Origin of the sequence: Paenibacillus jilunlii, from assembly GCF_900102965.1 — a bacterium.
Taxonomy (GTDB): Bacteria; Bacillota; Bacilli; order Paenibacillales; family Paenibacillaceae; genus Paenibacillus_AQ; species Paenibacillus_AQ jilunlii.
Genome location: NZ_FNGM01000024.1, coordinates 53882 through 68568, shown reverse-complemented (window position 1 = coordinate 68568; position 14687 = coordinate 53882). Strand labels below are relative to the sequence as shown.

General features: G+C 51.4%; 2 protein-coding genes. Both read left to right on the top strand.

Annotated elements, in window-relative coordinates:
* The first annotated feature begins 20 nt into the window (after positions 1-20).
* Positions 21-7688, top strand: a complete 7668-nt coding sequence (locus BLQ82_RS27555) for an SDR family NAD(P)-dependent oxidoreductase (protein WP_244281028.1) — start codon at positions 21-23, stop codon at positions 7686-7688.
* A complete protein-coding gene (locus BLQ82_RS27550; protein ID WP_062525455.1) occupies positions 7681-14679 on the top strand; it encodes a non-ribosomal peptide synthetase in 6999 nt (2332 codons plus the stop codon). The genes BLQ82_RS27555 and BLQ82_RS27550 overlap by 8 nt, the downstream gene beginning before the upstream one ends.
* Positions 14680-14687 lie beyond the last annotated feature (8 nt).

Sequence of the window (14687 nt, the reverse complement as noted above, 5' to 3'; positions counted from 1 at the left end):
CAAGAAAGCGATGGTGTTAAATGATGGACAAACTGAAAAAGTACATCTACGAGCTTGTTGCATCCAAGAAGCTGACTGCCAAGGAAGCGACGGAGTACATCACTTACCTGCAAAACGGAAATGAGCATCGGAGCGAGGAGATTGCAGTTGTCGGAATCTCCGGGAGGTTTCCAAAGGCTGATAGGGTAGAGCAGTTCTGGGATAATCTCTATTCAGGCAGAGATTGTTTAGACACCTTTCCCGAAGACCGGTTACACGACGGACAGGCCTTGGCACCTGAACGGCATTTGGCGGGTGAGCGCTTCAAAAAAGGCGGATATTTAGACGAGATCAGTTTTTTTGATGCAGAGATGTTTCGCATTTCGCCTAAGGAAGCCTTATCGATGGAGCCCTACCAACGGATCATGCTTGAAGTTGCTTATGACACGCTAGTGAATGCCGGCTATGAAACGCAGGATATTCTCGGCTCCAAAACCGGGGTGTTTATCGGGCGTGACCACGTCACAGGGATTGAGTACCGCAACTATGCCGCTCCCGATATCTTTCGTTTGACGGGGGGCTGGCCGGGTATTTTAGCAAGCAGAATTTCCTATGTATATAACCTGAAGGGGCCGAGTGTTGTGTTTGATACCTCCTGCTCCTCCGGGTTGGTTGGACTTCATTTTGCCTGTGAATCTCTGCGCAGAAATGAATGTGACATGGCATTTGTAGGCGGCATCAGCGGCCTTTTTTATTTTCCTCCTGTGAAGGAAGACGGATCACTGGACCAAGTTGAGTCCGCTGAAGAAAGGATCCGGGCTTTTGACAGAGATGCAGAGGGCACGGTCTGGGGGGAAGGCTGCGGTGGCCTGCTTTTGAAGCCGCTGTCCAAGGCGGTCGCAAATAAAGATGTGATTTATGCGGTCATCAAAGGCAGCGGAATCAACAATAACGGTCTTTCCAAAGGCATCACCGCCCCGAACGGGGAAGCACAGGAAGAGCTGTTGAAAAAGGTATGGAGGCAAGCACAAATCAACCCCGAAACGATCCGTTATATCGAGACGCACGGGACGGGAACGGTCTTGGGAGATTCAATCGAATTGAATTCAATAATCAATGCCTTTCAAGCGTTTACCTCCAAGAAGCAGTTCTGCGGTGTAGGTTCGGTGAAAACCAATATCGGCCATTTGGTCGGGGCTTCCGGGATCGTCTCCCTGATAAAAGCCGTATTGATGCTGAAGCATGGAGAAATTCCGGCCTCGCTGCATTTTCAGACGCCCAGTCCATATATCCATCTGGCGGATTCGGCTTTATACATCAATGATCAGCGGAGCAAGCTGGAGAAGGGGAACCACCCGATCCGGATAGGGATTAACTCGTTCGGATTCAGCGGTACGAATTGCCACGTGCTGCTTGAAGAGCCGCCGGTGCCTGTACCAGTGCCTGTATACGAAAAAAATGCGGAGAATAACGTCTTCCTGCTGACCTTATCGGCCAGAAGCGGCCAGAAGCTGGTAGAGGCTGCACAGAGCCTGCAGCGTTTTTTGCTCACGAACCGCAGCGTTAATCTGGCAGATATGTGCTGTACAGCGAGTCAATTCCGCAATCATTTTGCGAACCGGCTGGCTATCCTGTTCAGCAGCTATGAGGATTTGCTGGCCAAACTGAAGATCATTAAGGAGACACAGGATCGCTCCCTGTGGAACAACCATCCCGGAATCAGCTTCCAGCTCCATGAAGTGGTTGCCGATACTAAATCGCCGGTAGAAGCGTGGGAGCTCAGGGAAGGCGAGAAAATCGCGCTGGATAAAATCGCAGGTGAAGTGATTAGGGAGCTGCTGCAAAAGAAAGCAGGCAATGAAATGCTCTGGGAGCAGGCTGCCCGCTTCTACATCAAGGGCGCCAGCATGGATTGGCGTCTGCTCTATCCCGACGGCCGGAAACTGGCTATGCCCGGCAATGTGCTGGAACGGGCGAAATACTGGCCGGCCGAAGCGAAGCGGGAAGAAGCATTCCAGGATGAGCTGTATTATACGACGGAATGGGTAGAAGAGAACAGGCTGCCCGCGGGTACGGGAGCTGCCCGTGATACGGTTCTGCTGATTGTCCATGAGGCCGATACAGCCCTATGGGAGGCACAGCTTCTCGGAAAAATACAGGGAAAGCGCTGCATCCTCGCAGAAATCGGCAGACCCTATCACAAAATAAACGCTGTGCATTATCAAGTATCCAATTCAGTTGAAGATTTCTCCGCCCTGTGCGGGGAGCTGGATCTTTCGGCCCTGGAGCAAATTCTGTATGCAGCGCCTTCTATGGAAGGGCTGCCTGATTCTTTGGAGGAATTCAAGGAAAGCTTCAATCAGACGGTGATGAATCTGCTGTATTTGGTGAAGGCCCTGCAGGCTGCCAATACACTTCATAAGGATCTGGACATTGCACTGATTACCAAGCATGCCCATGTCATGGATAAGCGGGATACGGTTTCCAACCCGTTCGCCCACACGCTCTACGGAATAGGAAAATCAATCCTGCAGGAAAATCGTTCCTTCCATGTGCGCCATATTGACATCAGCAATGAGCCCGTTGATCTGGATGCACTTGCGGTGGAGCTGGAAGTACCCTCTGCCCACTATTCGGTAGCGCTGCGTCATGGCCGCCGGTACGTTGAAGTCATTAAGAGAGCGGATATTGCGGAACAAGCCGGCGAAGCCATAGCCATAGAAGCAGGGGACACTTTCCTGATTACCGGCGGCTTGGGACTGCTGGGGACAGAGGTCTGCAAGTATCTGAGCCAAAAGAACAGAGTGAAGCTGATCGTCCTGGGGAGAACGGCTATTCCTGACAGAGAATCCTGGCAATCAATCATTACGGAGAATGAAGATAAACAGCTATTGAAAAAAATCAATGGCATTCTGGCTATTGAAGCGCTGGGCTTCACGCTTGATTACCATTGTGTAGATATTTGCGAGGAAACTCAGCTCCGGCAGACCGTCCAGCTGATCCGGGAGCAGCACGGGAGAATAAGCGGCGTGTTCCATTGTGCGGGAGTTGGAGTAGGGGACATCGAGGATTTCGGCATGAGCGGGCCGGAATTTGAACAAAGACATGCGGTGAAAACCTATGGAAGCTGGCTGGTACACAATCTTACAGAGCCAATCAATACCGGGTTTACCGTGATGTTTTCTTCGGCTATTAGCATTACGGGCGGAAGAGGTTCGCTTGCCTATACGGCGGGCAATGCTTTTGTGGATGGTTTGGCGGAAACCATCAAGCTGCAGGGGAAAAACGTGATGGCCATCAACTGGTCCACCTGGGAAGCGACCGCATCCAGTCTTTCCTTACAGGGGGAAAAGCATTTTTTTGAGTTTCTGCCTACCCATCAGGCATTGCAGGCCCTGGATCTGATTATCCGCCGCCGGATGTTCCGGACCATCGTCGGCAGGCTCAACGTTCAGAACAAGCTGCTTGAATTGGAGAACGTCTGGCCTTTCCGGCTGGCGGACGAAATCAAGCAGGCCCTGTTCCAGAAGACACACCAGGAAGAGCGGCCCGTCCGGCAGACCCAGGTCACAGTGAAAGAGTCAGAAGGGTATACAGCCACACACCGGGAATTGGCTCAGGTCTGGGGTGATATTCTTGGACTTGCCTCGATCAGTGTGTTCGATTCTTTTCACCAGCTGGGCGGGGACTCGATTCATGCTGCGCATCTGCACAAGCAATGGAACGAGCGGCATCCCGGCACGCTTGATGTTACGGATATTTACAGATACCCGACCATTCATGAAATGGCCGGGTATCTGGACAGCCAGCGGATCAGTCCGCCGGCGGCGCTTAATCTGGATAGTATTCTGGAAGGGTTCAAGGGAAGTAAATATTCCAAAGAAGAGGCAAAGAGGCTGTTAGCAGAATGGACTGAACATTCATCCGGTGAGCGCCTTCACCCAACCGAGAGTGACGAGTATGCCATCATTGGATATGCCTGCAAATTCCCAATGGCGGAGGATGCCGAACAATTTTGGCGGAATCTTACGTCAGGAGTCAACGCGATCCGGCCATTTCCTGAATCAAGAAGAAAGGATACCGACGACTACCTGGCGGCCGATCAGATCAGCCCTGGGGGCAATGCGTATTGTCAGGGAGGGTATCTGGAGGACATCGACCGGTTTGATTCCGCCTTCTTCCACATTTCTCCCAGAGAAGGAGAAATGATGGACCCGGAGCAGCGGCTGCTGCTGGAGAATGTGTATCAGGCTGCCGAACATAGCGGCCTGGGCGGAACCCTCTTGTCGGGTACCCGGACAGGCGTGTATGTCGGAAAGGATACCACCGGACGGAATGAGTATAACAACCGGGTGGATATCCTGGACCCTCTAAAAGTGACTTCAGGCTCTACTGGCATTCTGGCCAGCAGAATCGCTTATTATCTTAATTTAAATGGTCCTTGCCTGGTTGTGGACACCGCATGTTCTTCCAGTCTGACCGCAATATGTCTGGCGGTGCAGGCCCTGAAGCAGGGACAGATTGATATCGCCATTGTGGCTGGCGTATCTCTGGCGTATCTTCCTACACAGCATAACTCTTTGATTGACTCTGCCGACGAAAGGATCCGCCCCTTCGATGCCGGGGCTAACGGTACCATGTGGGGCGAGGGGGCAGGGACGATCATCCTGAAGCGGATGAACGAAGCGGTGCAGGACAACCATGTGATTCATGCCGTAATCAAGGGTTCGGAGATGAACAACAACGGAACGTCCAACGGCATAACTGCACCGAATGCCGAAGCGCAGGAGAAGGTACTGGTAGCCGCCTGGAAAGCGGCCAACATTGATCCTGAGACGATTTCATATATTGAGGCCCACGCAACCGGAACCAGACTGGGGGACCCCATTGAAATAAAAGGCATTACAAATGCGTTCAGACGTTTTACGAATAAAAGGCAATTTTGTGCCGCAGGCACCGTGAAAGCCAACATCGGCCATTTGGTCGGGGCCTCAGGGATGGCGTCGGTCATCAAAATGATAATGGCGTTCAAGCATAAGCAATTGCCTCCGGTTCTACAGTTCCAGAATCCGAATCCATTTATAGAATTTGCCGATTCTCCTATCTATGTGAATGACAAGCTTCAGGATTGGAGCGGCTCGGCCGCTCCGCGCAGATGCGGCATCAGTTCATTTGGATTCAGCGGTACGAATTGCCATATCCTGCTGGAGGAGCCTCCGGCCTTCACCAATCCGCAGGAAGAGAAGCAGGATTGGCATATTCTGGCGTTGTCGGCGAAGACGGCAGCATCCTTGAACGCATTGATCAAACGCTACATTCACATGATCAACGGATCAGTGGCTCTGGATTTGCAAAATCTTTGCTTCACCGCCAATATCAGCCGGGGACATTATGAGCATCGGGTTGCCCTCCTGTTCCGGACCGAAAACGAGCTGCGCGCCAAGTTCAAATGTCTGCAGGAGGCGGGCATCCCGCAAGCGGCGGATAGTGATCAGAGAATCTATTACAAGGCCAGCAGGATTATTTATGACCTGGATAGTTATGACGAAGAGGGGCTGCTTGAGCAGGATAAGCTCAAATTAAACAAGCTGGCAGAGAGCCTGATTGAGGAATGGAGCGTTGAGGAGACGCTGTCCGCTGTGGACAATCTGCACAAAATTGCACGGTTATACACGGATGGAGCGGATATCGACTGGAACCGTCTATATCAGGGCAAGCAGCACCGGCTGACCGAACTGCCCGCTTATTCTTATGAATCTGTCCGTCATTGGATCGGTGGCTCCAGCCGGAAGCCGTCTTCCCCTTCAGGGAAATATTATCATTTGCAATGGCTGCCGGATCATAGAGAAGAGCCCGCGGGGATCAAGCCCAACGAAGGAGCATGGCTCTTTGTGGGGGGAACCGGAAGCAAGAGCCAGGAGCTGCTCCGTGAATTGCGGAAGCAAGAGCTTGAACTCATTGAGGTCACTCCGGGAACCCACTATCACAAATTAGCTGCTAACCGGTACAGCATGGGTTCGGGCGAAGAGTATTCTCTTTTGCTGAAAGAGCTTTCAAATCGAGGGATCAAAAATATCATTCACTGCCTAAGCCTCGTGGACGAGAAGATTACCGGGATAGAAGACTTGCATGCCGCAGAGAACAGGGGCGTATATAACCTCTATCATTTGGTAACAGAGCTGTTGAACGGGCAGTATCATCAAGAACTGAACCTGTTCTTCATTGCAGACCACACGTTTAGGGTGAACCGGCATGAACCGGTGCTTAACCCGCATCATGCCGTTCTGTTCGGGTTGGCTAAAGTGATCCCGCAGGAATACCCGCAATTTAAATGCCGCTGCATCGATATCGACAATGCTACAGCTCCAGAGGCTGTCTGGAAAGAGATATGTTCCGGCAAAGAGGATTTCCAAGTGGCCTATCGGGAAAACACCCGCTATATCGAGCATTTCGAAGAGCGGCGGCTTGAAGCTGCCGAAGCGGGAGGCGTGTCCCTCAAAGAAAACGGCGTCTATGTGGTGACCGGAGGACTTGGCGGTATTGGACTGGCGGTGGCCCAATATCTATCCGGGAAGCACCGGGTTCATCTCTGTCTGTTGAACAGGGGCACGCTGCCGCCCGGCCCAGGCCAAAGCCAAAGGATTCGCCAGATCGAAGCCAATGGGTCTGACGTAGATTTGTATACCGCAGACATTTCTGATCCCAATGAATTGCAGGGTGTGCTGCAAGCCATCCGCACCAAATACGGGCAGATTCATGGCCTATTCCATTGCGCGGGCATTGCCGGGGAAGGGCTGCTGATCAACAAAACGAAGCCGGAGATCAAGCGGGTGCTTGATGCAAAAGTAACGGGGACCTGGTTATTGGATCAGTATACGGCCCAGGATAACCTGGACTATTTTGTGCTGTTTTCTTCGGTCACGAGCCTGCTGGGGGGGATGGGACAGGCGGATTACACGGCTGCCAATGCGTACTTGGATGGGTTCAGCGACTACAGGCAGGCGAATAACCGCAGGAGCGTTACCATCAATTGGCCTGCATGGAAAGAAGTCGGCATGACGCTGAAATATGAAATTCAGGAGGGACGCTCTCCCTTTTTGGGGTTGACGGAGGAGCAGGGAATCAGCATCCTGGATGCTGTTTTGCAGCGGAAGCTGTCACGGATCATTGCCGGTGAAATCAATGAGCGCTATTTCCGGAGAGGGGACCATCCGCTGCCTTTTGCCGTCCCGCCCCAGATGATCGCCCGGGGAACCGGAGCGTTTCTTCCACAAGGAAAAGCAACTATAGACGAGCCCATCATGCCTATCCTAAAAGGCAGAAATGATCACAGCTACAATTCGTATGAAACTTCGCTGGCAGCGATGTGGCAAAAGGTGCTGGGAGTAGCTGAGGTTAATGTGTACCTGCCCTTTCAGGAAACAGGCGGGAACTCCATTCTGGCTACAAGCCTGGTCAAAGAAATTGACGATGTCTATCCTGGTTGTGTCAACATAGCGACCTTGTTTGCGTACCCTTCCATTGCCAAAATGGCGGAATACCTTAAGCAAAAACAAAGTCAAAACGAATCATCGCGGGAAGCAGACCCGAAGGCTGCAAAGCGGATGGAGCTCAGCGATAAGCTATCCGGGTTTGTCGAGGGGAGTGTGCCGATCGAGAATATTTTGCAGTACCTGGATAACAACGAGTTGGGGGATGATGATGATTAACCGTAAAGAGATCAATGATCATATTTTACAGTTGTTAAAATCAGGCAACCTGAATCAGGAAATGGCTGTCTCCATTCTGGAAAAGGTCAACCGCTCCTCAGACGTGAAGCGGCAGGATATTGCCGTAATCGGGATCGCCTGCCGTGTTCCCGGTGCAAATACCCCCGGGCAGTTTTGGGGGAATTTGCTGGGCCAGGTCAACAGCATCGGAGCATTTCCGGAGGAACGCCTGCAAGACCTCGCTCCCTTTATCCCGGAATTGGAGGAGCTGCTTGCACAGTCCAATCATCAAGCAGGCTATTTGGAGCAAATCGCCCACTTTGACCATCCTTTTTTCCGGATCGGCGGGAAGGAAGCCATGGCGATGGAGCCTTATCAAAGACTGTTCATGGAGACGGCGTACCATGCGATTGAAGACGCAGGATATGGCGGAGATGCACTGAAGCATTCGAACACAGGCGTATTTGTGGGCTTGGAAACGGCTTATCAGTCCCACTATCGCGCTCTTTTGGAGCATGAGGATATCTCTTCGCTGACGGGTTCTTTGGTAGGTCTGTTAGCCAATCGGATCTCCTATTTCCTGGACCTGCGGGGACCCGCCCTCGTTGTAAATACAGCCTGCTCATCCGGACTTGTTGCCTTGCACCAGGCCTGCTTGGCCTTGGCGAACAAAGAGTGCGAAACGGCACTGGTTGGCGGTGTCAACCTTATGGTGATTCCGCAGGCAACAGGGAAACTAAATGATCTGGAGACCTCCCATGGAAAGGTGAAAGCATTCGACAAGGATGCCAACGGGACCATTTGGAGCGAAGGAATCACAGCCCTGCTGGTTAAGCCGTTAGAGAAGGCTATGAGGGACCGGGACCCCGTCTATGCCGTCATTAAGGCAAGCGGGGTCAACGCCGACGGGGCCTCCAATGGCTTAACCGCTCCCAATCCGGAGGCGGAGACAGGGTTGTTCATCCGCACCTGGGAGAAAGCCAAGATCGATCCGCTCTCGATTTCTTATGTGGAAGCCCACGGTACAGGTACACTGCTGGGCGACTCCATCGAATTGCAGGCGATAAACGATGCATTTAAAAAATATACGGATACCCCTCATATTTGCGGCATTGGTTCAGTCAAAACCAATATTGGACATACAGTGGCTGCCTCAGGGTTAGCGTCATTGCTGAAAGTTATATTGTCGTTGCAACATAAAAAAATCCCTCCGTCCTTGAACTATCAGTCCCCGAATCCGTTTATTGACGCGGAGCATTCTGCAATCTACGTGAATACGGAGGTAAAAGACTGGGAACGGAGAGATACATTGCTGCGGGCCGGTGTCAATTCCTTCGGCTTCAGCGGTACGAACTGCCACGTAGTGGTGGAGGAAGCTCCGGAGATGAATCATCAAGCAGGGGAAGGCTCGTCTCCGTTTCATTTTTTAACGATGTCAGCCGGATCAACACAGGGCCTGGCCCGGTTAATCCAAGCGTATTATGCTTTTTTGCAGGATAACGATCAGCTTGATCTTGAGGATCTATGCTATACCGCCAATACCGGCAGGGGGCAGGCTGAAAGCAGGGCCGCGTTCGTTTTTGCCACCAAAGAAGAGTTAATGAAGCAGTTGGCTAATGCAGATTTATCCCGAAACCGTATATCCGGTGAGAATGGAATCTATATCAGCGGCAATATCCAGCCGGTAGATACGTCAGCTGCTGCAGATGAGTTCGAGATGAATCGCCAGAATCTGAAATTAACTTATGAAAAGCTGGCTGAGCGATATGTCTGCGGATTATCCGTCGATTGGGCAGCCCTCTACCCGCAAAAGCGGCAAAAGCTGAATTTGCCCGGATATCCCTTTGAAAAGATTAAGCTGTGGCCGGCAGCTGCTGTCAAATCCGGTTCTGCACTTGAGAAGCAGCCGGATATCCATGATACGGCCAACCCGCGTGAAGAAACGCCGCAGTCCCGGCTCTACCACAATATTGAATGGCTGCCCGTAAACAAAGAACCCTCACCGCCGCTGCATACGAACGAAGAGGTGGTCCTGGTGCTCACCGATTCGACGGATTGGGGCCAAGCACTGGCAGGCGAAATCTCCCGGCACACCCCTCATGTCATTCATGCCCGGCTTGCAGCAGCTTACAAGAGGGAGAGTCCGGCATTATACAGTTTGGCTGCCACAGAAGCAGACTTCTGCCAATTGATGAAAGATACGGGGACCATGAAGATCAGCAAAATTCTTTTGGCAACCGGAATGGATGACTGCGATATCGGGAGCAGCAGCGAGCTGGAGGAGAGATTAACCCGTACCTTGTATGCGCTGCTGTATCTGACAAAGGCATGGGTCAAGCAGGAGATGAACCGGACAGAGCTTATCGTAGCCGGGAAGAATGGTCAAAGGGTATTGCCTTCAGACCAGAGGATTTATCCATATTTCGCATCGCTTTACGGAATGGGAAAAGTGATTCGCGAGGAATACAGCGGACTTCGCTGCAGATGCATTGATTACGATGAATCGGCAACGGTCCGTGAACTCGCTGAGGAGGTATTTAGGCAATCAGAATACTACCAAATTGCCATTCGTGAAGGAAGGAAGTATTACCCGCAATTAACGCCTGTTGATCTGGACGCTATCGACAATAGTACGACAGGCATTAAGGAGCAAGGTGTATATGTCATCACCGGGGGAACGGGCGGGATTGGCTTGCAGCTGGCACAGCATATTGCCCTGCAGCACCAAGTGAAGCTGGTATTCATCAGCCGATCTCGGCTGCCTGTGCGCGAAACCTGGGATGAGCTGATCCAATCGGCTCAGGAACCGGACGAGAGAGTGGCGCTGATCCGCAGCCTGAAGCATCTGGAGAGCAACGGTTCACAGCTATATACATACAGTGCGGACGTTGCCGAGCTGGACGAATTGTCCCCAGTAATCAGCAGGATCACAAGACAGCTTGGAAAAATAGACGGAATCATCCACGCAGCGGGCCTTCCCGGCAGTGGTCTGCTGATTGAGAAGGACGGGCCAGCGTTTGCCGCCTCCGTCGCTGCCAAAATCAAAGGAACCCATCATCTGCATCTGTTGACCCGTGACAACCCGCCCGATTTTCTCCTGTTGTTTTCATCCATCGCTTCTGTAGTGGGCGGCATCTATTTAGGAGATTACGTGGCGGGCAACAGCTATCTGGACGCGTTTTCCGGTCTGCAAACCGAACGTACCCGGATCATTTCCATCAACTGGACGACATGGACGAATACCGGTATGGCGAAGAATACAGGCGGTAGCCTGGATGTTGCCTTTCGCTCGATTTTGCCCCGCCACGCGCTCCATGCCTTCGATCAGATTCTAGGCAAAAAAATAAATAACATTGTGGTCGGCAGCATCCAATTTAATAATGACCTGTTCTGGAACCGTCCCTTGCCGGTTGAACTGGCTCCTGCGATTAGAGCGCAGATCAAGTATCCGGAAGCTGAAATCGATGTCCGGTTAACCGGAAGGGCAGATCAGTCCTATACTGAGATTGAGCAGCAGATTGCCCGGATCTGGGGCAACCTGTTCCAGACGCCAAACATCGATATTCAAGATAATTTCTATGAGCTTGGCGGCACGTCCATCATGGGCATCAAAATGGCCAACCGGATCAATGAGCAGTACCGTGTAGCTATGACCATTCAGGATGTATTTACCCATCTGACGGTAGCATCCCTGGGGAATCTGGTTGAGCACAAGCTGGGCACAAAAACTGAAGCAGCAGCGGTGAACAAGCAGGAAGTCGAATATGCAAAAACAAGCATGCCCTTGTCACATGCGCAAAGGCGTATTTGGTTTTTGCAAAAAATGAATCCGGACCTGGTGGCGTACAACCTGCCCTTTATCCGTTTCTTTGACATGGCCATTGACGCGGAGCTGCTTGAGCAGGCTGCCTCCTTCCTGGCCGGAAGACATCTATTGATGCGCACGAAATATGGATTAAAGGACGGAAATCCGGTGCAGGAGGTGCTGCCGGCGTATGTGCCGGCCGTTCAAATTATCGATGCCGCCGGGCAAAGTGATCCGGAGCTTTTTGTGAAAATGAATATCCATCAGCAAAAAATGAAACCGTTCAATCTCGAAGTGCCGCCTTATAGAATCTATGTGTACACCATCAGTGAGGAGCGGGCTTGCCTCTACATCAATTTTCACCACATCCTCACAGACGGCTGGAGCATTGATATTTACTACAGAGAATTGTTCAGCCTGTACCAAGCCTTCCTGCATCAGCAGCCGCCCAGACTGCCGGAGGTGAGGTATGATTACTTTGATTGGATTCTGGAACAACAAGCGTGGGAGCAAAGCGAAGCGTTTGTGGAGCACGAACAATTTTGGCTGAAGGAGCTTTCCAAGCCTTTGCCGGTGTTGAGCTTGCCTTCAGACCACAAGGCGCCTGCTGTCCAGACGTACAGAGGCAGCTTTCACAAATTTACGATTCGCGGGGAGCTGTACAGAAAGCTGAAGGCGTATCTTGAAACTCAGCAGATTACGGCCAACAACTTTCTCTTAAGCGCCTATTTTCTGTTATTGCACAACCTGTCGCAGGAGCAGGATATTATTATTGGCGTGCCTACTTCAGGAAGGAATGAACAGAAATGGGAGAGTGTCGCTGGCATATTTATTAATACCCTATGCATCCGCGTTCACTTTCAGGGAATCACCACGTTTATGGAATTACAGGATACCGTGAAGCACAAGGTATGGTCCGCCATGGATAAAGCCCAATATCCTTTTGATTTATTGGTGGAAAAAGTAAATCCCGACCGGGATTTGTCCAGAAATCCCATTTACAATGTTCTCTTCCAGTTCTATGATAAATTATATTTGGAAAATGAAGGAATCAGCCCGTTCGAACTAAGCTGTCTGGCCCAAGAAACCGGCCAGCAAATAGAGATTTCGTTCGAGTACAATTCTGACATGTATACAGACAGCACCATCTCCCGGTTTGCGGGATACTTTCTGAATATCATCGGGCAGGTTGTGGACAAGCCGGAAAGTCCCCTTCAGGAAATTACCTTGTTGACCCGTCAGGAACAGACTGCGCTATTAAGCCGCTTTCAAGGGGAGCAAGTGGAGCTGGAAGACGGTCAGACGATCCACGGACGTTTTGAAGCACAGGTGCAAAAAACTCCGGATGCCATCGCTCTAGTGTATGAGGAACAGGAGATGACCTTCCAGGAAGTGAACGGGAAGGCCAATCAGCTGGCCTGGATGCTGATGAGCAGCGGGGTTCAGCGGAATACCCCTGTCGGGATATTCGTGGACAGGAGCTGCTGCACCGTCATCGGAATATTAGCAGTTCTGAAGGCGGGCGGAGCCTATGTGCCGCTTGATCCGGGTTATCCTGAAGACAGGATCGCTTATATTCTTGCGCACAGCGGCGCCAAATGGCTGCTGACCGAAAACCGTTATCTCCAGAGCGTTGCAGCATTCGCGCATGCTGAAGGGGTTCAGATCATCAATCTGAGTCCGGTTAAGGAACAGACCGCTGTAAGCCAGAAGTACCTTGCGGATTACGAGGATGAGCTTTCCTGTGAGAATCCGCGCACCGGGAGTCACGGATCGGATTGGATGTATATCATGTACACTTCAGGCTCTACAGGCAAGCCCAAAGGCGTATTGGTTACCCATTCCAATGTCTTGAACTTCATGGCCTGGAGCATTGGGGAATTGCAGCTGCAGCCTAAGGATGCACTACTGCTGGTAACCTCAATCAGCTTTGACATTTCGGTGTTCGAGATATTCGCTGCATTGTTAAGCGGGGCACGGCTCTGCATTGTATCTATGGAGCATCTGAAGGACACCGGACGCTTACTGGCCTATATGGAAGCCCGGCACATCACCATCTGGCATTCGGTTCCCAGCCTGATGGTTCAGCTCATAACATTGATCAGGCATAATCAAGACCGGTATCGTCACTCGCCGGTATTACATCAGCTTAGGCACTTAATGCTTGGAGGGGAGGCCTGGAGTACTTCATTGGCAGCAAGCCTGCGCGAGACCTTTCCTCAAGCGGAAATCCGCAGCATGTACGGCCCGACGGAGGCGACAATATGGATTTCCAGCTACAAACCGGGTCCGGAGATTGACGAGTCGCATCCGGTCATGCTTATCGGCAGGCCGATTGCCAACAATCAGCTAATCCTCCTTGACCAGTACGGAAATGTTTGTCCGCCGGGAGTCGCCGGGGAAATTTATATCGCCGGGAACAATGTGACCCAAGGATATTACAACGATGAAGAGAAGACGGGAATGGCCTTTATCCCTCAGAGCAATGGGCAAATCTATTACAAGACAGGAGATTTGGGAAGATATTTGCCGGAAGGGAATGTGGAGTTCACCGGCAGAAGAGACCAATTGGTCAAAGTAAGAGGATACCGTATTGAGCTCGGAGAGATTGAGCAGGCATTACAAGAGTTGACCAGTCTGCAGCAGATTGCTGTAACGGCTGTGAAGGATGGGGAAACCAACAAAATTGTCTGTTTCTATACCGGAGCTGAGCCGGTTCCACAGAACCAGCTGAAGGATGCGGTAAGGAAGAGGCTTCCCGAATATATGATCCCGGCCCAATTTTTCCATGTGGATCAATTCCTGCTCACGCCAAACGGAAAAATGGACTGGAGGTCGATGGAGAGTCTTGTCAGGGAAACTGCGGGCGGCATGGATGCAGCGGGAATCCGGAACGAGCTGGACAAGAAGCTGTCCGGGATGTGGACAAAACTGCTGGGCATCCAGGCAGTCGGCATTCGGGAGAACTTTTTTGATATCGGCGGGAACTCTTTATTGATTGTACAGATGCAAGGGATGATCCAACAGGAATTTTTTCAGGACATTCCGATTATGGATTTGTTCAAATATACGTCGATTGAAAAGATATCCGATTACCTGCAGGAGCATACGGTAAAAGCATCGGGTGTGGAAACAGGCCAAAAAAGAGCGGACATGAGAAAAAGACTGCGGAACATGAGAGGTTGACATCCGCT

Coding starts and splice junctions, on each gene's coding strand:
- BLQ82_RS27550 (WP_062525455.1), top strand. CDS start 7,681: ATGATTAACCGTAAAGAGATCAATGATCATATTTTACAGTTGTTAAAA.
- BLQ82_RS27555 (WP_244281028.1), top strand. CDS start 21: ATGATGGACAAACTGAAAAAGTACATCTACGAGCTTGTTGCATCCAAG.